The following is a 20,006-nucleotide window of genomic DNA, read 5'->3' on the forward strand; positions in this document are numbered from 1 at the left end:
CATGGATCAGACCACCGCAGTTTCCGCCCCGCAGCCCGGTGCGGCCGGGGCCACCTTGCCCGAAGCCGAGCTGTCAGGCCTGGCCTTCTCAAAGGGCCACGGAACCGGAAATGACTTTGTGCTGATCGCTGACCCCGGGGCCATTCACGAGATCACCCCGGACCAGGTGGCACAGTTGTGCGACAGGCACCGCGGCATTGGAGGAGACGGACTGATCCGGGCCGTGCCGTCCCGCGATTTGCCCGAAGGCCGCGCCCTGCTGGAACAGGATTCCTCGGCCGAATGGTTCATGGACTACCGCAACGGCGACGGTTCATTGTCCGAGATGTGCGGCAACGGCGTTCGGGTCTTCGTCCACTTCCTTATCGACCAGGGCCTGGTTGAGCTTGGTCCCGGACAAGCCCTGACCATCGGAACCCGTGGCGGGATCAAGAAGATCGTCCGCTCGGACAACGGTTACGCCGTGGATATGGGCCCGTGGGAGTTCATCTTCCCGGCCGAAGCCACCTCCAAGGCCATGGACGCCCTGGTGAGCGCGGACGGACTTGAGGTGGCCCGCCCTGGCCTTTCGGTCAGCATGGGAAACCCCCATACCGTGGTGGCGCTGGCGGAGCTGTCTGAATTGTCAGCCACGCAGCTTTTCAAGGCTCCTGTGGTGGACCCGAAGCCCGCCAACGGCACCAACGTGGAGTTCGTCGTCCCTGCGGAGCCACTGGTCCACGACGGCTTTGGATCCATCACCATGCGCGTTCACGAGCGTGGTGTAGGTGAAACCCAGTCCTGTGGCACCGGGGCGTGTGCAGCCGCCGTCGCCATTCGCCACTGGGCAGGGAGCACTGCGCCGAACGCGTGGCACGTCAACGTTCCCGGCGGCGTGGTGGACGTCAAGTTCTTCCCGGGGCCGGATGGCCGCGAGCATGTTGAACTCAGCGGGCCAGCCGTCATTGTGGCTAAAGGGACGCTTTCCTGACCCGAAGGATCCTGAAGGACTTGGAGGTGCTTTCACGGGACACCGTGAAGGACGTGTCCAATTCGGCAGCCAGCCATCGCTGCAGGGAGTCCGAGCCCAGGTTCTTCTGGACCACCAACCAGGCGTTGCCACCCGGCGCCAGCCTGGGCAGCCAGGTCAGCAGGAGTGAGTGAAGTTCGTCCTTGCCGATCCGGATGGGCGGGTTGGACCAGATGGTGGAAAACTCGACGTCGGCAGCTACCTCGTCGGGAAGGCTCGCCTTCACATTGCCGAGCCCGAGCGATGCTGCGTTCTCGTTGGTCAGCGCGATGCAGCGTTCGTTGACGTCCACGGCGTAGACCTGCGCCGACGGGGCCATCAGACCCATCGTCAACGCAATCGGACCCCAACCGCAGCCGATATCCAGCAGGTTCCCGCGGGGCGAAGGCGGCGGCACGTCCGAGAGCAGGATCGCTGTTCCCTTGTCTATGCCGTCCGGACTGAAAATCCCGGAGGAGGTCTGCAGATGCCGGGTAGCTCCGGCCAGTTCCACCGTCAAAGCCTTACGAGTGAAGGGACCGGCGGGTTGGGCGCTGAAATAGTGTGCAGACTCCATAATTTGCCAGATTAGTTGGCGATCGGCGCCTTGGGAAACTGCAGCCCGGAAGGGTCGGTTTGACACGGGATGCTACCGTGGAAGGCATGTTCTTGATCTTTGAGTAATCAGCCCATGGCTCTGCCCGCGATGCAGGACCGCGCTGCCGAATCACTTTCCGTGACCAGCGCCGCCCATTCCGCCCGGCAGGTTCCCCGGCTCGGTCCGCGTCCCTTTCCGGGGTTCGGGCGCTCAGAAGATCACGTCACCATCCGACCCCATGCTCCGTCGACCCGGCCTGGCTGCTTGCAGGCTTGACCGGCCTTGTGTGGGTGCGACCGGACAGCACGGGCAGTCTTCAGCCGGACTGGACCTCTGCGCGGATCCGACCGCCACCACCCACCAGCCAGGCCAGCCGGACGCCATCCGGCTGCCGGCCACGCTCCAGGAGGCCCTTTTGGCCCAAGCACGTCAGCCCAGCGCGAATACCGACGCGCCGCACAGCAAACAGCATTATTCTGGAATTGCCGAACACTCTAAGGAGACCATGACCACCCAGAAGCACTCCGGATCCGATTCCGACGCCCAGGACATGAGTCCTGAAGAGATCCAGGCCGTCATCGACCGGATTTTGTCCAAGGATGTCCCAGCGCAGGCATCCGGGGATCCTGACGCCAAGGGCGTTCTTGGCAAGGCCCAAGCGATCTCCACGCTTGACCAGGAGCACAGCATTTTCGACGGCGAGCAGGAAGACCTTGCTGAACGCCGCGCGCTCCGCCGGACGGCAGGCCTTTCCACGGAACTCGAGGATGTCACCGAGGTTGAGTACCGGCAGCTGCGCCTTGAGCGCGTAGTCCTCGCAGGCCTCTGGACCGAGGGCACCTTGGCCGATGCCGAGAATTCCCTGCGGGAGCTCGCGGCGCTTGCTGAAACCGCCGGGTCGGAAGTCCTGGATGGGCTGGTCCAGCGCCGGAGCAAGCCTGACCCTGGAACCTTCCTGGGGTCTGGCAAGGCCCAGGAGCTCAAGGCAATCGTCGCCTCCACCGGAGCCGACACGGTGGTTGTGGACACCGAGCTTTCGCCGTCCCAGCGGCGTGGCCTGGAGGACATCGTGAAGGTTAAGGTTGTTGACCGCACCACGTTGATCCTGGATATCTTCGCCCAGCATGCAAAGAGCCGTGAGGGCAAGGCCCAAGTGGAACTGGCCCAGCTGGAATACCTGCTCCCCAGGCTCCGCGGCTGGGGTGACTCCATGTCCCGCCAGGCCGGTGGGCAGGTGGGTGGCGCAGGCGCCGGCATGGGTTCCCGTGGTCCCGGTGAAACCAAGATCGAACTCGACCGCCGCCGCATCCGTACCCGGATGGCCAAGCTGCGTCGGGAGATCGCCGCGATGAAGCCGGCGCGCGAGACCAAGCGGGCCAACCGCCGTCGTCATGCCGTTCCTTCCGTCGCGATCGCCGGCTACACCAACGCCGGCAAGTCCTCACTGCTCAACCGCCTGACGGATGCCGGTGTCCTGGTGGAGAACGCGCTGTTCGCCACGTTGGATCCCACGGTCCGCAAGGCCCAAACGCCTGACGGTATCGGTTACACCTTGGCCGACACCGTGGGGTTCGTCCGCTCACTGCCCACACAGTTGGTTGAGGCATTCCGTTCAACGCTCGAGGAAGTGGCGGATTCGGACCTGATCCTGCACGTCGTCGATGCCTCGCACCCTGATCCCGAAGGTCAGATTGCGGCTGTGCGGACAGTCTTCAGCGAAGTCGATGCCCGGAAGGTTCCGGAAATCATCGTCTTGAACAAGGTGGACGTGGCGGATCCGTTCGTCGTTGAGCGCCTCAGGCAGAAGGAACCGCGCCACGCCGTCGTTTCGACCCGCACGGGGGAGGGAATTGCCGAACTCCTGGAGACCATCAGCCAGTCGATCCCGCGGCCGGGCGTCCGGCTGGAGGTGCTCATTCCCTACAACCGCGGCGAGCTGATCAACAAGCTGCATAACTCCGACGCCGAAATCCTTAGCCTTGAGCACGAGGAAGACGGCACGCGCGTGGTGGCGATGGTCCGCGAGGGCCTGGCCGCCGAGCTGGAGTCGTTCGTCAGCAATGGTTGAGAAGGTGGCGGCGGAACCCGCTGCGTCGGTGGGGGAGAAGTTCACCCTCGAGCTGTTGGACAAGGCTGTTGCAGGCATGGGCGGCCAAAGCCGCACTGGCCAGCATGAAATGGCCAAGCACGTTGCCCGGGCCATCGAGTCCGGGGAACACCTGCTGGTCCAGGCGGGAACGGGAACGGGTAAGTCGTTGGCTTACCTGATCCCGTTGATCGCCCATTCCATGGACAGCAACAAGCCCACGCTGGTGTCCACCGCCACCCTGGCCCTCCAGACGCAGATCGTGGGGAGGGACCTTCCCCGTCTGCTGGAGACCATCAACCCGGCCCTGGAACGGCCAGTGAATGTGGCGCTCGTCAAGGGCCGGGCCAACTACGTGTGCCTGCAAAAGCTCGAGGGCGGGTTTCCCAGCGAAGAACCCTCCGAGGGACAGCTTTTCTCCCTCGGAGAGGACACCAGCGTGCCGCACTTCGCCGCATCGCTGGGCGGGCCGTCGTCGCAACTGGGCAAGGAAGTAGTGCGGCTGCGCGAGTGGGCGGAGAAGACCGCCACGGGCGACCGCGACGAACTGATGCCGGGTGTGACAGACCGTGCATGGCGCCAGGTTTCAGTTACCTCGATGGAATGCCTGGGGGCGCAGAAGTGTCCCCTGGCGGAGGAGTGCTTCAGCGAGCAGGCACGCGCCCGGGCGGCGGAAGCCGATGTGGTGGTCACCAACCACGCGATGCTCGCCGTGAGCGCCTTTGAGGGACTGGCAGTCCTTCCGGAGTATGACGTGGTGGTGGTGGACGAAGCCCACGAACTCCAGGACCGGGTCACGGGAGCCGTGTCCGGCCAGTTGTCCGTGGCCATGATCCATGCTGCGGCCTCAAGCGCACGCAAGCACACGGCCATCACCGTCGATGCCCTGAACGCGGCCGCGGACAGGTTGGACATGGCCCTTGTTGGTGTTCCAAGCGGCTTGGTGCCCAACGGCCTCAACGACGAACAACTTGATTGCCTGGACCAGCTCCGGGACGCCACCAGGGCCGCCCTGTCCGATTCGAAAACGGATTCGTCGAACGCCGTGGACGGTGGACGCCAGTTGGCCCGTTCGCGGCTCATGCTCATTCTGGAACTATCGGAGCGGTTGCTGGCCGCGAAGGAAAATCGTGAAGTGGTGTGGTTCTCCAGGAACAGCACTTTCGATCCCCAGCAGGGCTACTCGCCGCCTGACGAAACAGCTCCCGCACTCATTAATATTGCTCCCCTGAGCGTGGCCGGACGCCTCCGGGAAGGGCTGTTTGCGGGCCACACGGTGGTTCTGACGTCCGCCACGCTGGCCATCGGGTCGGCGTTCGAGCCGGCCGCGGGCGGGCTGGGCCTGCTGGGGGACGGAGCTCCCAGCTGGACAGGCTTGGACGTGGGATCGCCCTTTGACTATCCGAAGCAGGGCGTCCTCTACGTGGCGAAGCACTTGCCCAAGCCCGGACGCGGCACCTCGCCCGAAGCCCTCGACGAGCTTGAGGACCTCATCCGTGCCTCCGGCGGCGGAGCGTTGTGCCTGTTTTCGTCCCGGCGGGCAGCCGAGGAAGCCGCGGAAGCCATGCGGCTGCGGCTCGATGTGGACATCCTGTGCCAAGGAGAATCCACCATGGCAGCGCTGGTGAAACAGTTCGCTGACGAACCCGATACGTGCCTTTTCGGCACCATGTCCCTGTGGCAGGGGGTGGACGTGCCGGGTGGCTCGTGCCGCCTGGTGGTCATTGACAGGATCCCCTTCCCACGGCCCGATGATCCCCTGATGACGGCAAGGTCGCGTGCTGTGGCTCAGTCCGGTGGAAACGGGTTCATGGCCGTCTCGGCGACCCATGCCGCAATCCGCCTGGCGCAGGGAGCAGGCCGGTTGATCCGGTCTACGGGAGACAAGGGCGTGGTGGCGATACTCGACTCGAGGCTTTCCACCGAAAGGTACGGCGGCTTCCTGCGGGCTGCCTTGCCGCCCTTCTGGGCCACGACCGACCGGAAGACCGTCCAGGGCGCCTTGCAAAGGCTGGCCCGGAGCGGGCGATAAGACGATTCTTCAGGGGTGCCCGCCACCGCTGGCGCGGGCACCCCTGAAGCAGTGTGTGCCGACGCGGGTCTTCGAACAGACCTTCTGGAGGATGGCCCTTAAAGGGAGCGCAACACCGACACGACTTTGCCCATGATGGTGGCTTGATCGCCGAGGATGGGCTCGTACTGGGTGTTCTGGGGGAGGAGCCAAGTGTGGCCGTCGCGTTGGCGGAATGTCTTGACCGTGGCCTCGTCGTCCAGGAGGGCTGCCACGATATCGCCGTTGATGGCGTCATTCTGCCGGCGGACAACAACCCAGTCGCCATCGCAGATGGCGGCGTCGATCATGGAATCACCGGCGACCTTCAGCATGAAGAGTTCGCCATGGCCCACCAATTGCCGCGGGAGGGGCAGGACGTCCTCCACGGTCTGGTCGGCCAGGATCGGGCCACCGGCAGCGATGCGGCCCACCAGGGGAACCATCGCGGTGTCGCTGGCACTTGCCAGCTCGGTGACGGCGAGGCCGCCGGTACTGCGCAACGTTGCGGGGGCTTCCACTCCCGGGATGGTGGCACCACCGTCAAGGGTCAGTGGCATGAGGACTTCCATGGCGCGAGGACGCTTGGGGTCCCTCCTGAGGTAGCCGAGTTTTTCCAGCTGGGACAACTGGTGGGTGACGCTCGAGAGGCTGGCCAATCCCACCGTATCCCCGATTTCGCGCATGCTGGGCGGGTAGCCGTTGTCATTGACGGAGCGCTGGATGGTCTCGAGGATCTTCTTCTGACGGACAGTCAGGCTTTTGGGACTTTTGGTGGGCTGTTGGCTCCGCAGGGGTGCCCCGCCGCCTGTGGCCTTCGCTGCCATGTTCGCCATTGCCCTTCCGTTCCGCCCGGCGGCGTTCTGAGTGCTGCCGGGATGTGGGTCAAAAATGTCAGACCCTCCTGATGCACTGCTTTTGTGCCTGTTTCTTCCCTCAAACGTAGGCCAGGCACCAGCGTTTATCAAACATTTGTTCTAGCGAGTCTCGACACCGTTCGTTGATAAGTGCTAAAAATGTCATAGCAAGGTTCGAATATGTGTTCTAGTAATCCGGATCGAAGCCGAGATGTTCGAAGGAAGTGTTCGAATATCGCGGCGAGACCAACGAACACAAGGTATTGGCAGCAGGGTCCTGGTTCCCCGGGACCAGGCAATCGCTCAGAAGGGCTCAGCTCATGTCCGCAGTCACAACGTTCCACGAGTTCCGCAACGCGCCGGTACCCACCCGCATCCGGCTCACCCGGCGCGGGCGGATCGTTTTCTTTGGCATCCCGGCCATGTTGCTCGTGGCCGCGCTGCTCACGTTTGCGGGCTTCCTGAACTCGCCGGCCAAGGCCTCGGATTCCCCGTCGCAACTGCAACCGCCAGTCGCCGTCAGTGTCACCGTGCAGCCCGGTCAGTCCCTGTGGGGCATTGCAGGGGCTGCCGCACCCGAGCGTGACCCGCGGGACGTCATCACGGAGATCATCCAGCTGAATGATCTCCGTGGCGGACGCATCACCCCCGGTCAGCAATTGTTTGTTCCTGCCAAGTAGTCCATACGGACGGTGGCGCGGATCCTCTCCGGCGTCACAGTTACAGGGCACTCACCGGCGCACCTTAAACTGGTGGGGTGACTGACCAGCTTGAGCGACTCGACCGACTTCCCCTCCGGACCAACCTGCGTGGACTGAGCCCCTACGGCGCACCGCAGCTTGACGTTCCGATTCTGCTCAACGTCAACGAGAACACCCATGGAGTGCCCGCCGATGTCCAGGCCGCGATCACCGAAGCCGTGGCCGCAGCGGCCACCGGACTGAACCGTTACCCCGACCGCGAGTTCACTGAATTGCGGGAGGCGTTGGCGGAATTCCTGGGCCACGGCCTCAGTCCTGCGAACATCTGGGCTGCCAACGGATCCAACGAGGTTATCCAGCAGATCCTCCAGGCTTTCGGTGGTCCCGGCCGCAAGGCCCTTGGGTTCCCTCCCACGTATTCCATGTACCCCCTCCTGGCCAGCGGCACGGACACTGAGTACGTCCGTGGTGTTCGTGGCGGGGATTTCAGTTTGGACGCCGCGTCTGCCGCCGCGCAGGTGGCTGAGGCGGGCGCAAATATCGTCTTCCTGTGCTCGCCCAACAACCCCACCGGAACGGGTCTTGGCTTGGACGTCGTGGAGGCTGTCTATGAAGCAGGAGAGGCCAGCCAGGCGATCGTGATCGTGGACGAGGCTTACCACGAATTCGCCCACGACAACACTCCCAGTGCCCTGACCTTGCTGCCGGGCCGGGAACGGCTCATTGTTTCCCGCACCATGAGCAAGGCTTTCGCACTTGCCGGTGCGCGGTTGGGCTACATGGCTGCGGCGCCCGAGGTCACCGATGCCATCCGCCTGGTCCGGCTGCCGTACCACCTCTCGGCGGTAACGCAGGCGACCGCCCTGGCAGCCCTGCAGCACCGCGAGGCCCTGATGGCCGACGTCGAGGACATCAAGGTCCAGCGTGACCGCATCGTCACTGAATTGCTGCGGATGGGCCTCAAGCCGGCGGCCTCGGACTCCAATTACGTGTTCTTTGGTGGCTTGGAGAACCCGCAAGTCATCTGGCAGGGCCTGCTGGATGCTGGAGTACTGATCCGCGATGTTGGGATCCCCGGGCACTTGCGTGTCACTGCCGGTACCGAACAGGAGACCACAGCGTTCCTGGAAGCTCTTGAAGCGCTGCTGGCCGGCGAGGCCGGTGTTGCTCCACGGCTCGGTTAAGAAGCCACCCACTTAGACTTGTCCCTAGATCCATTTCCCTTTTCGTGTTAAGGACGTTCCCCAGATGAGCGAAACCGGCGCCACGCCGTCCGCTGCCCGTACCGCGCGCATGGAGCGCACCACCAGTGAGTCTTCTGTCCTGGTGGAGATCAACCTGGACGGTTCGGGTGTCTCGGACATCAGCACCTCGGTCCCGTTCTACGACCACATGCTGACTGCGCTGTGCAAGCACTCCTTGATCGACATGACGGTCAAGGCCACGGGGGACACCCACATCGACGCCCACCACACCGTTGAAGACGTGGCCATCACCTTCGGCGAGGTCCTGCGGACGGCGTTGGGAAACAAAGCCGGTATCCGTCGCTTCGGCGAGGCCACCGTTCCCCTGGATGAGGCTTTGGCCCACGCAGTTGTGGACGTTTCCGGCCGCCCCTACCTGGTGCACGGCGGGGAGCCCGCCGGACAGGAGTACCACCTGATCGGGGGACACTTCACTGGTTCACTGACGCGGCACGTCTTCGAAGCCATCACGCTGCACGCAGGTATCTGCCTGCACATGAATGTTCTGGCAGGACGCGACCCCCACCACATTGTGGAGGCACAGTTCAAGGCATTCGCCCGGGCGCTCCGCGCGGCCGTTGAATCCGATCCCCGCGTGGAGGGTATTCCGTCCACCAAGGGAGCACTATGAGCAACCAGATCCTCAAAGACGGTGCGGTGACTGACGCATCGGCTTCCGCAAAGCCCGAATCGCCCGAGGGCAAGCCCACGGTTACGGTGCTGGATTACGGCTCGGGAAATGTGCGTTCGGCGGTGCGGGCACTGGAGCGCGCAGGCGCCCACGTCGTGTTGAGCGCCAAGCCGGAAGACGTGCTGAACGCTGACGGACTGGTGGTTCCCGGGGTCGGTGCGTTCGAGACTGTCATGAAGGAGCTCAAGGCCGTTGATGGCATCCGCATGATCGGGCGCCGCGTTGCCGGAGGCCGGCCGGTCCTCGCCATTTGTGTTGGCCTTCAGGTGATGTTCGAGGCCGGAGTGGAGCACGGTACCGAATCCGAAGGAATGGCCGAATGGCCAGGCAAGGTAGAGCTCCTGCCCGCTCCCGTGGTTCCGCACATGGGGTGGAACACCGTGGACGTTCCGGAGGGGTCCAAGCTCTTCGCCGGAGTGGAGGACGAGCGTTTCTACTTTGTGCACTCCTACGGCGTTCAGGAATGGAACTTCGACGTTGTCCAGCCCCGGATGGCTCCGCCCATGGTGACGTGGTCCGAGCACGGAGCCCGTTTCATCGCCGCGGTGGAAAACGGCCCGCTGTGCGCTACGCAATTCCACCCGGAGAAATCGGGTGATGCCGGTGCCAGGCTGCTGCGCAACTGGGTGGACGGCCTCCGGAAACCTGAAGGCGCCGCCTGAATGTGGTCCGTAGTGCTCATGGGGCTCGCCGGCCTCCTGGTAGGTGGGGGCATCTCCTTCCACCAGCAGAAAAAGCCCCTCTGGGTTTCCATTTCCTTCTACGTGCTGGCCGGGATGTCCCTCCTGGCCGCCTACCTCCTGACGCTTCCGGGCAAGTAACCCGGCGTTCCCATCAACTGCAAGGACACACATGACCACGCCCGCACAGTCCGTTCTGGAACTCCTTCCCGCCGTCGACATTGTTGACGGCCAGGCGGTCCGCCTCCTCCAAGGAGAGGCGGGCTCGGAAACGAGCTATGGCACGCCCCTTGAAGCAGCCCTGAACTGGCAGGAAGCCGGCGCTGAGTGGGTGCACATGGTGGACCTCGACGCCGCCTTCGGCCGGGGCAACAACGCAGACCTGATCAGCGACGTGGTTTCCCAGCTCAACGTGAAGGTGGAGCTGTCCGGCGGGCTTCGCGACGATGAGTCGCTGGAACGCGCCCTGGCCCTCGGCGTAGCCCGGGTGAACCTCGGTACGGCTGCGTTGGAAAACCCGGAATGGACCCGCCGTGCCATCGAGCGCTTCGGCGACAAGATCGCCGTCGGTCTTGACGTCCGCGGAACCACGCTGGCCGGCCGCGGCTGGACCAAGGAGGGCGGCGATCTCTGGGAGGTCCTGGCCCGTCTTGAGGACGCCGGCTGCGCCCGTTACGTGGTCACCGACGTGACCAAGGATGGCACGCTGCAGGGACCCAACGTCGAACTGCTCCGCCAGATGGTGGAGAAGACCGGTAAGCCCGTGGTGGCGTCGGGTGGTATTTCCAGCCTTGAGGACCTCCGCGTGCTCCGTGAGTTGGTTCCGCTGGGCGTCGAGGGTGCGATCGTGGGCAAGGCGCTGTACGCCGGTGCCTTCACGCTCCCCGAAGCGCTGGACGTCGCCGGCCGCCGCTGATGGCAGGGCACCAGGAACACCGCCGGGAGCTTCCCGGGCACATTGCCGCCGCCCTGGCGGGTGCCGGCGGGCCCACCGATTCCGCCGGGCAGCCGTGGGCGGGGCGCAGCCTGGACGGCGACGCCGCCAAAATCCACAACTTCGAGGACGACGACGGTTCGGCCGATTCGGGATACCTCGCCGCAGTAGCGGCCTTGCTGGACGGCAATGGCAGCGAAGCCGATGTGGTGTCGGCGCTCGCCACGGCCAGGGTCTTCGTGCCCGTGGTTGCGACGCTCGCCGAAGAGGCCGAAGGCGTGGACGGGCTCCATGCCGACAAGCAGGCTGATATGGCGTTGGTCACTCTCAAGGCTCCTGACGGAAGGACGGCCATGCCCGTCTTCACTTCCGCGGATGCCCTGGAGCGATGGCATCCGGGGGCCCGGCCTGTTGCTGTTTACGCGGCCAGGGCGGCACTTTCCGCCGTATCCGAGGGTGCACAACTGCTGGTCCTGGACCCGGGTTCGGATTACACGTTCGTGGTGCGCCGCCCGGCCATGTGGGCTCTTGCCCAGCAGAAGGACTGGACGCCGTCCTACCTTGATGATCAACTGGAGGCTGCTCTCGCTTCCACGGTTTCTGGTTTCCGCACGGTCCGCAGGCTTGAGACGCAGCCCGGTGCGGGCGTTGCGTCCCTGACGGCCGATGGCCGCCAGGTACCTGGCGGCGGAGCGGGGCCGGAGTTGCGGGTAGTGCTGTTCCTTGAGGACGGGCTGGACGCCGTAGCGGTCCAAGCGCTCGTGGCCCAATTGAACGAGGCCTGGGCAAGGATGGATTCCTTTGCCGAGGGCGTTGATTCCATTGAAGTAAAACTGCAGCGTGCAGCACAGGAGCCCGCGCAGCATTAACGGCAGCACCCGTTCCCCGGGGCTGCCTTGGGGAACAAGAGGAAACTGGCTGTGAATTTCGCTCTCTATAAGGAGATGCTGTCCATCCGCCCTGTGCGGCGGTTGCTGTTGGTGGGCATGGTGGCCCGCATCCCGCATTCGGCGGCCGGCGTCCTGTTGACGCTGCACATAGTCCTGACTTTGGGGGAGGGGTACGCCGCAGCGGGGGCTGCTGCGGCAGTCATGACCATCGGGATCGCGCTGGGAGCTCCTTGGCGCGGACGCCGGGTAGACATGGTGGGCTTGCGTAGGGCCCTTATTCCTTCCGTCGTGTCCGAGACCGTGATCTGGTCGATCGTGCCGCACGTTTCCTATCAATGGCTCCTGCCCCTGGTGTTCGTGGGCGGCCTGTTCACGCTGCCCATCTTCAGCGTGGTCCGGCAGTCGCTGGGTGTGATGGTGGATGGTGAACAGCGTCGCGGCGCCTTCGCCCTGGATTCGATTGCCACCGAGCTCGTGTTCATGATCGGACCGGCCATTGGTGCCATTGTCGCCACGAGCGGTTTCTCGGCGCTGGGCTTGACTGCCGTGGGAGTGTCGGTTTCCGTGGCGGGCCTGTTCCTGATCTGGTTCAATCCTCCAACGAGGAGCGAGGATCCCTGCTCGGCCGAGGAGTCCGCGGAACGTGCCGCGGCCGATCTTTCAGCCGCCGAGGCTGCCATGGTTGCTTCCGCACCCGGCCATGTCCAGGAGGCTGCCTCCGAAATGGCGCCTTCGGCGTCCAAGGGTGGCCTGCGGAGCCGCGTTGCCCGCAATTTCACGTGGTTCACCGTCTCAGTAGCTGCGCTGTTCGCCGTTGCGGCGGGCTCCGGAATGGTGCTCAGTGGTTCGGACGTGAGCATCGTTGGCTTGCTGGAACGGGGAGGCCACCAGAACCAGATCGGCATAGTCTTCTTCTTCTGGTGTGCTGCCTCGGTGGTCGGTGGACTTGTTTACGGCGCCATGAACCGCCCGGTCTCGCCCATGCTTCTCCTGTTGGGCATGGCCGCGCTGACTATTCCCATGGGCTTTGCACGGGACACATGGACGCTGGCCTTCCTGTCGATCCTCCCCGGCCTGCTGTGTGCGCCCGTGCTGTCCGCGTCCTCGGAGAAGGTTGCCGACCTTGTGGACGAGGAACGTCGTGGTGAAGCGATGGGCTGGTACGGTTCGGCGCTGACGGCCGGTGTGGCCCTTGGTGCGCCGCTGGCGGGGGTGTTCATCGACAACGTGGGACCGTCCGGGGGCTTCGCTGCGGTGGGTTCTGCCGGCGTCGTCCTGTGCGTTGCAGGTTTCGTCCTGATGTCCTTGCGCCGCCGCGCCGCCCGCGTCTGAGGCGCCTTGGGCCTTAACAACGATGGCGACCCGAACCGAAAGGTTGGGTCGCCGTCGTCGTTTGCTGCTTGGGCTTGCCGCTAGTTCACCGGGCCGGTGAACTTTTCGCCCGGACCCTTGCCCGGTGCGTCCGGGATGAGGGAAGCCTCGCGGAATGCCAGCTGAAGGGACCGCAGGCCATCGCGCAAAGGACCGGCATGCTGGGAGCCGATCTCCGGGGCGGCCGCCGTGACCAGGCCGGCCAGGGCGGTGATGAGCTTGCGGGCCTCGTCAAGGTCCTTGAGGTCTTCCGCGTGGGGATCGTCGGCCAGGCCAACCTTGACCGCTGCGGCGCTCATGAGGTGCACGGCGCCGGTGGTAATAACCTCGACGGCGGGAACTTCGGCGATGTCGCGGATCTGCTGGGAGACTCCGGTGTCTGCCGCGTCTCCGCCGAAGGAGTTACGGTGATTGCTGTCTTCAGTGCTCATACTGGTAAGCTTGTCACAGACCGACTGGAAGTCGTTATTTCTACGTTTAGTGGAACTGCAGTCTGTGCCCGCCGTGTGAATGTGCGCTTGGCGGGTTATTTCTGTAGACTTGATTTTCAGTTTGCAAGCGGAGTTCTCTCCCACCCGCGTCAGCCGCTTCCCTCACGGGACTTGAAGGTTGCCGGGTAACCTGGTCGGACGCTTCACGGCATTGCCGGAAGTGCAGTTGGCTCCCTTCGTGGGGCTGCGCCGATCTTCGAGGCCTTCGATTGCACCAGCAATTGGAGGCCTTCTCTTTTTGCCGGTGAAACTCACCACAACCACAGGAGCTTTAACATTAGCGAGCCAAGAATCAATGAGCGTATCCGCGTCCCCGAGGTGCGGCTGGTCGGCCCTGCCGGCGAACAGGTAGGAATTGTCCGCATTGAGGACGCCCTGCGTCTTGCTGCCGAGTCCGATCTCGATCTCGTTGAAGTTGCCCCGCAGGCTAAGCCTCCTGTTTGCAAGTTGATGGACTTCGGCAAGTACAAGTACGAGGCCGCAGTCAAGGCGCGCGAAGCCCGCAAGAACCAGACCAACACGGTTCTGAAGGAAATCCGCTTCCGCCTGAAGATCGACAAGCACGACTACGAAACCAAGCGTGGACACGCCCTCCGCTTCCTCGGTGCCGGTGACAAGGTCAAGGCCATGATCCAGTTCCGTGGCCGCGAGCAGCAGCGTCCCGAAATGGGCATCCGCCTCTTGCAGCGCTTTGCCGAAGACGTTGCCGAGGTTGGCGTTGTCGAGTCCAGCCCGCGCATCGATGGCCGCAACATGGTCATGGTGATCGGTCCGCTCAAGAACAAGGCCGAGGCCAAGGCCGAAGCCCGCCGCGCAGCACAGCGTGCCGAAGCCAAGGCCCAGAACGAGGCCAAGGCGGCAGCACGTGTGGACACCTCGGGCGACCAGGGGCCCATGACCCAGTCCCTCGCGGATCTCCTTCCTGCCGGCCTCACGGCTGCCGGGGAAGAGGCCACTCAGGAAACCGAAGCTCCCGTAGTCGAGGAAGCCACGCAGGCGGCAGCCGAGGAAGCTCCCGCCAGCGAAGCACCCGCGGTTGCGGAGGCTCCGGAGGAAACGCCGGTTGCCGAGGAAGCCCCGGCTGCCGAGGAAGCCGCTGTTGCTGAGGAAGCTCCGGCTCCCGCTCCCGTGGCGGCACCTGCACCGGAAGCGCCGAAGCCTGCTGTCCCGTCCGCTCCGAAGCCTGCCGTTCCGGCGGTTCCGAAGCCGATGGCCAAGCCTGCAGCTCCCAAGCCGGGCGCACGGCCCGCGGCCCCCAAGGCCGCGCCGAAGCCTGCATCACGCAAGACCAACTAGTTCGACGCCCAAGGAGCTCCGCTCCGAACGGCAAGCAACCAGCACGCCGGCCCTTGGAGGCAGGCTGCACGAAAGAACTGCGGACATTGTCCGTGGATACGTAAGGAGATCGGTTCCCATGCCGAAGATGAAGACCCACAGCGGTGCTAAGAAGCGCTTCAAGCTGACCGGCACCGGCAAGCTGAAGCGCCAGCAGGCCAACCGCCGCCACTACCTGGAGCACAAGCCCACCACCCTGACCCGTCGCCTCGCCGGCGACAAGATCGTCTTCAAGGGCGACGCCAAGGTCATCAAGAAGATGCTGGGCGTCTAAGTTCCAAGCTCTAAGGTTGCCGCCGTCCGGCGGGGACCGACTACACCAAAAGCCTTCTCAGGCCGGCCGGAGATCCGGCAGTAGCAGCTTGGGATAAAGATTTCTGAAGGAGTACGCACGTGGCACGTGTGAAGCGGGCGGTCAACGCCCACAAGAAGCGCCGGGTTGTCCTCGAACGCGCAAAGGGTTACCGCGGTCAGCGTTCGCGCCTTTACCGCAAGGCAAAAGAGCAGCTGCTGCACTCGTTTGTGTACAGCTACGGCGACCGCCGCAAGCGCAAGGGTGACTTCCGTCGCCTCTGGATCCAGCGCATCAACGCTGCATCCCGCGCCAACGGCCTCACCTACAACCGTCTCATCCAGGGCCTGAAGGCTGCTGAGGTTGAGGTTGACCGCCGCATGCTCGCCGAACTGGCTGTTTCCGACGCCAACGCTTTCACCGCCCTGGTGAACGTTGCCAAGGCTGCCCTCCCGGCTGACACGTCTGCTCCGGCCAAGGCCGAAGCTGCTCCGAAGGCTGCCAAGGTTGCTTCCGCTGCTGCCACGGCCACCGCTGTCAAGGCTGTCGTTTCCGACAAGCCCGCCATCGACGGTGCCATCGCAGCCGTCGAGGGTGAGGGTGCTCCCGAAGGCCACGCCATCAAGGGCAACGCCGAGTCCAAGAAGTACCACGTTCCGGGTTCCACCTGGTACGAGAACACTGCTGCTGAGTACTGGTTCTCCACCGTTGAGGCTGCCAAGGCCGCAGGCTTCGAGCCCGCAGGTGGCGAAGCCCGCCAGCAGATCAAGAACTAGTCGCAACTGCCACTAAAGTTCTTTATATGAACGAAACCGGGCGCCCGCAAGAAATAACGATGACCAACCCCCGAGCTGATCGGGTGAGGGATGTCGCCAAACTTGCCGGGCGCCCGGCGCGTTTAAAGCGCGGCCGGTTCGTCGCTGAAGGACCGCAGGCCGTGCGGGAGGCGCTGACCCTCCACCGTGAGCGGCTCGCGGCCGGAGGTGCCGCCGTCGTCCATGAAGTCTTTGCCAGCGAAGCGTGCCTGGACAGGCTTCCCGAACTTGCGGACCTGGCCCGTGGCACGCAGCTCCGGCTGGCCAGCGATGATGTGTTGGCCGCCATGGCGGACACCGTCAACCCGCAGGGCGTCGTGGCCGTGTGCAGCTTTGTGGACGTCAGCCTTGAGAGCGTGCTCGACGCCGGTCCCCGCCTTCTTGCCGTGATGTGCCAAGTGCGCGACCCCGGTAACGCGGGAACCGTACTGCGGGCCGCCGACGCAGCGGGCGCGGACGCTGTGGTCCTGACCGGCAGCAGCGTGGACATCTACAATCCGAAGGCCGTACGCTCCACGGCTGGCTCCCTCTTCCACCTTCCTGTTGTCCTTGGGGCTGATGTCGAGGAACTCGTGGCGCTCTGTAAGGCGCGTGGGATTGGCGTCCTTGCAGCGGACGGCTACGGCACCGTGAACCTGGACAAGCTGCAGGACGAGAACGCCGCCCGGCGGCTCGGCAACGGGGATGTTGCTTCGGACTACGCGCTGGAAGCGCCCACGGCCTGGCTCTTCGGCAATGAGGCGCAGGGTCTCTCCGATGCGGAACTCGGCCTGGCCGACCATCGGGTGGCTGTGCCGGTCTACGGTTCAGCCGAAAGCCTCAACCTGGGAACGGCGGCCACGGTGTGCCTGTACGCCAGTGCCCGCTCCCAGCAAGGAGCGGTATTCACCAGCGCTCAGGCCGGCGGAGATGCATAAGTAAGTAGTTACGTTCCGGGTGCGGTGTTGCTGGTGGCCTCGAAGATCACCATGGGTGCCGCGTACCGGCCAGGACAAAGCAAAAGCGATCGGCTCCGCACTGCGGAGCCGATCGCTTTTCGGTTCTGGCAACTGTCAGGCCAGGGGCTTCCTGCGTTCCACCAAGCCACTGACCACAGCGACGCCCAAGCCGAGGACGGCAAGGACAGCGCCTACCAGCGCCGGAGCAACGTAACCCCAACCCCAGGCGATCACGGTGCCGCCGAGGAATGCTCCGAGGGCGTTGGCTATGTTGAGGGCCGAATGGTTCAGCGACGAGGCCAGGGAAGCGGCACCGGGTGCTGCGTCGAGCAGTCGTGTCTGGAGGGCCGGCGTCAGCATGGAGCCGATTCCGCCGACGACGAAAGCCATGAGGAAGGCGGACCAGGCCCAGTGCGCAGCAATCGCATACACCACCAGGGCTACGGCGATGCCGGGCATCACCAGGTAGATGGTGCCCATGACGGAACGGTCCGCGATCCTGCCACCGATGATGTTGCCCACCACCATGCCAACGCCGTACAGGGCCACGACTGCCGGGATGAGGCTCTCCGGGATACCGGCCACGCTGGTCATGGTGTGGGCGATGTAGGTGTAGACGGCAAAGAAGCCGCCAAAGCCAATGATGCCGATCAAGAGTGCAAGCCAAACCTGGAGGCGCTTGAGGGCGCCCAGTTCGCGCCTGATGCTCGCCTCCGGATGGACAGGCTCGAAGGGTACGAACTTCCAGACCATTAACACCGTGACCAGGCCGATCGCACCGACGATCACGAAGAGGAGCCGCCATCCGAACGTTTGTCCCACCCAGGTGGCCAGGGGGACGCCGATGACGTTGGATACGGTGAGTCCGGCCATGACCATGGAAATGGCCCAGCCGCGTTTGGTGGGTGCCACGAGGCTGGCGGCGATGACCGCGGCAACACCGAAGTAGGCGCCGTGGGGGAGGCCTGATGCGAACCGGGACAACAGCATGAGTCCGTAATCAGGTGCGATGAAAGAGGTCAGGTTGGCGATGGACAGGAAGAGCATCAGTCCCAGCGCCAGGTGCTTGCGGGGGAGCTTGGCACCGAAGGCCGCGAAGACCGGCGCGCCGATGACCACGCCCAGTGCATAGGCCGAAATCAGGTTCCCGGCCTCGGGCGTGCTGATGCGAAGCCCGTCCTCTACCTCTTTCAGAAGCCCCATCATGGCGAACTCGGTGGTGCCGATCGCAAACCCACCCATGGCCAGCGACAGGATGGCCAAACCAAGGTGGCGCCGCGTGGGACGGGAGGTGGGTGGGGACATGGTGGTAGTCATAAGCCTGCTTCGTGAGGGTGTCCCCGGGGCCGGGGTAGGAAGAAAAACCGAGATCAAGTTTAGTGGCCAGCGGCCTGCGGGGCTTTGTTTTGTGATGATGCCCATGGTCCCGACACCCCTAGACTTATCCAGTGACTGCATTGATCAACGTGGTGGGCGCGGCTGTGGTCGATTCCCTTTCAGCTCCTGCCCTCCTTCTGGCCGCACGCCGTACCGCGCCTCCCCAGTTCGCGGGGATGTGGGAGTTCCCTGGTGGGAAGGTGGAAGCCGGGGAGTCGGCGGAATCGGCACTCCAACGGGAACTCATGGAGGAACTGGGCGTCACTGTCCGCCTGGGCGAGGAACTGCAGTCCGGCAGCACCTCCGGCTGGACCCTGAATGAGCGGGCCGCGATGCGGGTGTGGTTCGCTGAACTGACCGGCGGAGAGCCCCGTCCCTTGGAAGACCACGACGAACTGCGGTGGGTATCCCTCGACGGGAACGAAGTCCTGGAGCTCGAATGGATCCCCGCCGACTTTCCCATCGTGCGGGCGTTGCTGGAGCGCGTGGCCACCTCCGCGCTGTAGGGGCCTGTCTTAGAACAAGGTCTCCTGGCCCGCCTCGGTGGCCCCCGCAGGATGGGCGGCGTCGTGCGCCGGTTCCGTAGTCCGGGGCCGGGCGTTTCTATGGCTGAACCCGTGCGTACCCGCGAAGCCATATTTGGCCTTGAAGTGATTGACCCGCCCCGCCAGCCATGTCCGGTATTCCTTGGGCGCGTAGGAGCCCTTCCCGTAGAGCCGACGGTACCTGCCCACGAGTTCCGGATGGTTATGGGCCAGCCATTCCATGTACCACTCGCGGGTTCCGGGCTTGAGGTAGAGCGCCCCGGCGGTGACCCCCGTGGTGCCTGCCGCGGCGAGTTCGGAGAACAACGAGTCCAAGGCCTCATCCGAGTCAGTGAGCCACGGCAGGATGGGCATGGCCATGACGCCGCAGCCGAGCCCTGCGTCGCGAAGCCTGGCAATCAACTTCAACCGGGCTTTGGGGGAGGGCGTCCCTGGCTCCATGAGCTCCGCGAGGTCCTGGTTGGTCATGGCCAACGAGATTCCAAGGTCTACGGGAACCACGGTGGCTGCGTGCTTGAGTAAGGGGATGTCCCGGGACAACAGGGTGCCTTTGGTCAGGATGGAAAACGGGGTTCCGGAGTCTGCCAGGGCGCGGATGATTCCCGGCATGAGGGAATAGCGGCCCTCGGCGCGTTGGTAGGGGTCCGTATTGGTGCCAAGCGCCACGGGGTGGTGTTGCCACGAAGGTTTGGCCAGTTCTTTGCGCAGGACCTCGGCCGCGTTGATCTTGACCACCACTTGGGAGTCGAAATCGCGGCCGGAATCAAAGTCCAGATAGGTGTGGGTTTTCCGGGCGAAGCAATAGACACACGCATGGCTGCAGCCGCGATAAGGATTCACGGTCCACTCGAACGGCATCTGGGAACCGGCAGCCACCTTATTGAGCACTGACTTGGCGGTGACCTCATGGAAGGTAACTCCGGAGAATTCGGGTGTTGAGATGGAACGCACCAACCCGGAGAGCGGCAGCAGGGCATCCACAACCGGGGCAGGGCCGGGAGCTGTGCCGGCACCGGATCCGGGTACGCGATCACGGCTTGGTGAAAGTGCTTGTGCGTCCCATCTCATGACTTCCATTCGAAGGTATGTTCGAATTTAAGTCAAGTGCTTCGAAGCCGGTTCC

22 protein-coding genes are annotated in these 20,006 nt (G+C 64.3%); 16 read left to right on the plus strand and 6 right to left on the minus strand.

The annotated features are described in order from the left end of the window. Nucleotide 1 precedes the first annotated feature (1 nt). Entirely contained in the window at nucleotides 2-970 is a 969-nt protein-coding gene (dapF, locus tag ACIPY3_RS06385; RefSeq protein WP_400331513.1) for a diaminopimelate epimerase, read from the plus strand. On the opposite strand, the gene ACIPY3_RS06390 is transcribed toward dapF, so the two are convergent. Continuing rightward, entirely contained in the window at nucleotides 951-1,565 is a 615-nt protein-coding gene (locus ACIPY3_RS06390) for a class I SAM-dependent methyltransferase (RefSeq protein WP_400331514.1), read from the minus strand. The genes dapF and ACIPY3_RS06390 overlap by 20 nt on opposite strands. Before the next feature lie 337 nt (nucleotides 1,566-1,902). Continuing rightward, nucleotides 1,903-2,058, minus strand: coding sequence for a hypothetical protein (locus ACIPY3_RS06395; protein WP_400331516.1), 156 nt, complete (start codon nucleotides 2,056-2,058; stop codon nucleotides 1,903-1,905). 33 nt (nucleotides 2,059-2,091) lie between these two features. Between ACIPY3_RS06395 and hflX the strand changes: the two genes are divergently transcribed. Together hflX and ACIPY3_RS06405 are read left to right on the plus strand one after the other, a co-directional pair. Then, nucleotides 2,092-3,654 (plus strand): GTPase HflX, encoded by a 1,563-nt coding sequence (gene hflX, locus ACIPY3_RS06400; RefSeq protein ID WP_400331517.1) that lies wholly within the window; start codon nucleotides 2,092-2,094, stop codon nucleotides 3,652-3,654. Continuing rightward, the gene (locus ACIPY3_RS06405) at nucleotides 3,647-5,704 is read left to right on the plus strand and encodes an ATP-dependent DNA helicase (RefSeq protein ID WP_400331520.1); all 2,058 of its coding nucleotides are present in this window, start codon (nucleotides 3,647-3,649) and stop codon (nucleotides 5,702-5,704) included. The genes hflX and ACIPY3_RS06405 overlap by 8 nt, the downstream gene beginning before the upstream one ends. 98 nt (nucleotides 5,705-5,802) lie before the next feature. Here the strand turns inward: ACIPY3_RS06405 and lexA are convergent, their stop codons facing one another. Then, nucleotides 5,803-6,549, minus strand: a complete 747-nt coding sequence (lexA, locus tag ACIPY3_RS06410; protein ID WP_400331666.1) for a transcriptional repressor LexA — start codon at nucleotides 6,547-6,549, stop codon at nucleotides 5,803-5,805. A gap of 350 nt (nucleotides 6,550-6,899) precedes the next feature. Here lexA and ACIPY3_RS06415 point away from each other — a divergent pair, with 350 nt between their 5' ends. The 8 genes from ACIPY3_RS06415 to ACIPY3_RS06450 all read left to right on the plus strand — a co-directional run bounded on the left by ACIPY3_RS06415 (nucleotide 6,900) and on the right by ACIPY3_RS06450 (nucleotide 13,051). Next, entirely contained in the window at nucleotides 6,900-7,259 is a 360-nt protein-coding gene (locus ACIPY3_RS06415; protein ID WP_400331523.1) for a LysM peptidoglycan-binding domain-containing protein, read from the plus strand. A gap of 77 nt (nucleotides 7,260-7,336) precedes the next feature. Next, entirely contained in the window at nucleotides 7,337-8,464 is a 1,128-nt protein-coding gene (locus tag ACIPY3_RS06420) for a histidinol-phosphate transaminase (protein ID WP_400331524.1), read from the plus strand. 64 nt (nucleotides 8,465-8,528) lie between these two features. Further along, nucleotides 8,529-9,155 (plus strand): imidazoleglycerol-phosphate dehydratase HisB, encoded by a 627-nt coding sequence (hisB, locus tag ACIPY3_RS06425; RefSeq protein WP_089594411.1) that lies wholly within the window; start codon nucleotides 8,529-8,531, stop codon nucleotides 9,153-9,155. Continuing rightward, a complete protein-coding gene (gene hisH, locus ACIPY3_RS06430) occupies nucleotides 9,152-9,877 on the plus strand; it encodes an imidazole glycerol phosphate synthase subunit HisH (RefSeq protein WP_400271300.1) in 726 nt (241 codons plus the stop codon). Before hisB ends, hisH begins: the two co-directional genes overlap by 4 nt. Beyond that, complete coding sequence (locus ACIPY3_RS06435) at nucleotides 9,878-10,036, plus strand: hypothetical protein (protein WP_400331527.1); 159 nt, start codon at nucleotides 9,878-9,880, stop codon at nucleotides 10,034-10,036. It begins immediately after the preceding gene. A 31-nt stretch (nucleotides 10,037-10,067) separates the two neighbouring features. Next, entirely contained in the window at nucleotides 10,068-10,811 is a 744-nt protein-coding gene (gene priA / locus ACIPY3_RS06440) for a bifunctional 1-(5-phosphoribosyl)-5-((5-phosphoribosylamino)methylideneamino)imidazole-4-carboxamide isomerase/phosphoribosylanthranilate isomerase PriA (RefSeq protein ID WP_400331529.1), read from the plus strand. Further along, nucleotides 10,811-11,698: an SseB family protein gene (locus ACIPY3_RS06445; protein ID WP_400331530.1), complete on the plus strand. Its 888-nt coding sequence runs from the start codon at nucleotides 10,811-10,813 to the stop codon at nucleotides 11,696-11,698. The genes priA and ACIPY3_RS06445 overlap by 1 nt, the downstream gene beginning before the upstream one ends. A gap of 51 nt (nucleotides 11,699-11,749) precedes the next feature. Then, nucleotides 11,750-13,051: an MFS transporter gene (locus ACIPY3_RS06450; RefSeq protein WP_400331533.1), complete on the plus strand. Its 1,302-nt coding sequence runs from the start codon at nucleotides 11,750-11,752 to the stop codon at nucleotides 13,049-13,051. Between the two features lie 80 nt (nucleotides 13,052-13,131). Here the strand turns inward: ACIPY3_RS06450 and ACIPY3_RS06455 are convergent, their stop codons facing one another. Next, nucleotides 13,132-13,521 carry a DUF1844 domain-containing protein gene (locus tag ACIPY3_RS06455; RefSeq protein WP_400331535.1) on the minus strand — a complete coding sequence of 130 codons (390 nt, stop codon included), beginning with the start codon at nucleotides 13,519-13,521 and terminating at the stop codon, nucleotides 13,132-13,134. Nucleotides 13,522-13,899: 378 nt separating this feature from the next. Here ACIPY3_RS06455 and infC point away from each other — a divergent pair, with 378 nt between their 5' ends. The 4 genes from infC to ACIPY3_RS06475 all read left to right on the plus strand — a co-directional run bounded on the left by infC (nucleotide 13,900) and on the right by ACIPY3_RS06475 (nucleotide 16,940). Continuing rightward, complete coding sequence (infC, locus tag ACIPY3_RS06460) at nucleotides 13,900-14,877, plus strand: translation initiation factor IF-3 (RefSeq protein WP_400331538.1); 978 nt, start codon at nucleotides 13,900-13,902, stop codon at nucleotides 14,875-14,877. A gap of 118 nt (nucleotides 14,878-14,995) precedes the next feature. After that, the gene (rpmI, locus tag ACIPY3_RS06465) at nucleotides 14,996-15,190 is read left to right on the plus strand and encodes a 50S ribosomal protein L35 (RefSeq protein WP_347110628.1); all 195 of its coding nucleotides are present in this window, start codon (nucleotides 14,996-14,998) and stop codon (nucleotides 15,188-15,190) included. A 119-nt stretch (nucleotides 15,191-15,309) separates the two neighbouring features. Further along, nucleotides 15,310-15,984: a 50S ribosomal protein L20 gene (rplT, locus tag ACIPY3_RS06470; protein WP_400331540.1), complete on the plus strand. Its 675-nt coding sequence runs from the start codon at nucleotides 15,310-15,312 to the stop codon at nucleotides 15,982-15,984. Nucleotides 15,985-16,010: 26 nt separating this feature from the next. Continuing rightward, nucleotides 16,011-16,940, plus strand: a complete 930-nt coding sequence (locus tag ACIPY3_RS06475) for a TrmH family RNA methyltransferase (RefSeq protein ID WP_400331542.1) — start codon at nucleotides 16,011-16,013, stop codon at nucleotides 16,938-16,940. A 135-nt stretch (nucleotides 16,941-17,075) separates the two neighbouring features. On the opposite strand, the gene ACIPY3_RS06480 is transcribed toward ACIPY3_RS06475, so the two are convergent. After that, on the minus strand, nucleotides 17,076-18,278 hold the full coding sequence (locus ACIPY3_RS06480) for an MFS transporter (RefSeq protein WP_400331544.1): 1,203 nt from the start codon (nucleotides 18,276-18,278) through the stop codon (nucleotides 17,076-17,078). A gap of 131 nt (nucleotides 18,279-18,409) precedes the next feature. Here ACIPY3_RS06480 and ACIPY3_RS06485 point away from each other — a divergent pair, with 131 nt between their 5' ends. Continuing rightward, nucleotides 18,410-18,844 (plus strand): (deoxy)nucleoside triphosphate pyrophosphohydrolase, encoded by a 435-nt coding sequence (locus ACIPY3_RS06485; protein WP_400331547.1) that lies wholly within the window; start codon nucleotides 18,410-18,412, stop codon nucleotides 18,842-18,844. Nucleotides 18,845-18,853: 9 nt separating this feature from the next. Here ACIPY3_RS06485 and ACIPY3_RS06490 read toward each other — a convergent pair whose 3' ends face one another. After that, the gene (locus ACIPY3_RS06490) at nucleotides 18,854-19,951 is read right to left on the minus strand and encodes an Rv2578c family radical SAM protein (RefSeq protein WP_400331550.1); all 1,098 of its coding nucleotides are present in this window, start codon (nucleotides 19,949-19,951) and stop codon (nucleotides 18,854-18,856) included. Nucleotides 19,952-20,006 lie beyond the last annotated feature (55 nt).

The organism is Paenarthrobacter sp. NPDC089714, from assembly GCF_044748905.1.
Taxonomy (GTDB): Bacteria; Actinomycetota; Actinomycetes; order Actinomycetales; family Micrococcaceae; genus Arthrobacter.

What these genes read in the sequence shown, in the direction of transcription:
- ACIPY3_RS06445 (WP_400331530.1), top strand. Translation starts at nt 10,811, where the DNA reads ATGGCAGGGCACCAGGAACACCGCCGGGAGCTTCCCGGGCACATTGCC.
- hisB (WP_089594411.1), top strand. Translation starts at nt 8,529, where the DNA reads ATGAGCGAAACCGGCGCCACGCCGTCCGCTGCCCGTACCGCGCGCATG.
- hisH (WP_400271300.1), top strand. Translation starts at nt 9,152, where the DNA reads ATGAGCAACCAGATCCTCAAAGACGGTGCGGTGACTGACGCATCGGCT.
- rpmI (WP_347110628.1), top strand. Translation starts at nt 14,996, where the DNA reads ATGCCGAAGATGAAGACCCACAGCGGTGCTAAGAAGCGCTTCAAGCTG.
- ACIPY3_RS06480 (WP_400331544.1), bottom strand. Translation starts at nt 18,278, where the DNA reads ATGACTACCACCATGTCCCCACCCACCTCCCGTCCCACGCGGCGCCAC.
- lexA (WP_400331666.1), bottom strand. Translation starts at nt 6,549, where the DNA reads ATGGCAGCGAAGGCCACAGGCGGCGGGGCACCCCTGCGGAGCCAACAG.
- ACIPY3_RS06490 (WP_400331550.1), bottom strand. Translation starts at nt 19,951, where the DNA reads ATGAGATGGGACGCACAAGCACTTTCACCAAGCCGTGATCGCGTACCC.
- ACIPY3_RS06405 (WP_400331520.1), top strand. Translation starts at nt 3,647, where the DNA reads ATGGTTGAGAAGGTGGCGGCGGAACCCGCTGCGTCGGTGGGGGAGAAG.
- hflX (WP_400331517.1), top strand. Translation starts at nt 2,092, where the DNA reads ATGACCACCCAGAAGCACTCCGGATCCGATTCCGACGCCCAGGACATG.
- ACIPY3_RS06435 (WP_400331527.1), top strand. Translation starts at nt 9,878, where the DNA reads ATGTGGTCCGTAGTGCTCATGGGGCTCGCCGGCCTCCTGGTAGGTGGG.
- priA (WP_400331529.1), top strand. Translation starts at nt 10,068, where the DNA reads ATGACCACGCCCGCACAGTCCGTTCTGGAACTCCTTCCCGCCGTCGAC.
- ACIPY3_RS06395 (WP_400331516.1), bottom strand. Translation starts at nt 2,058, where the DNA reads ATGCTGTTTGCTGTGCGGCGCGTCGGTATTCGCGCTGGGCTGACGTGC.
- ACIPY3_RS06475 (WP_400331542.1), top strand. Translation starts at nt 16,011, where the DNA reads ATGAACGAAACCGGGCGCCCGCAAGAAATAACGATGACCAACCCCCGA.
- ACIPY3_RS06455 (WP_400331535.1), bottom strand. Translation starts at nt 13,521, where the DNA reads ATGAGCACTGAAGACAGCAATCACCGTAACTCCTTCGGCGGAGACGCG.
- ACIPY3_RS06415 (WP_400331523.1), top strand. Translation starts at nt 6,900, where the DNA reads ATGTCCGCAGTCACAACGTTCCACGAGTTCCGCAACGCGCCGGTACCC.
- dapF (WP_400331513.1), top strand. Translation starts at nt 2, where the DNA reads ATGGATCAGACCACCGCAGTTTCCGCCCCGCAGCCCGGTGCGGCCGGG.
- ACIPY3_RS06390 (WP_400331514.1), bottom strand. Translation starts at nt 1,565, where the DNA reads ATGGAGTCTGCACACTATTTCAGCGCCCAACCCGCCGGTCCCTTCACT.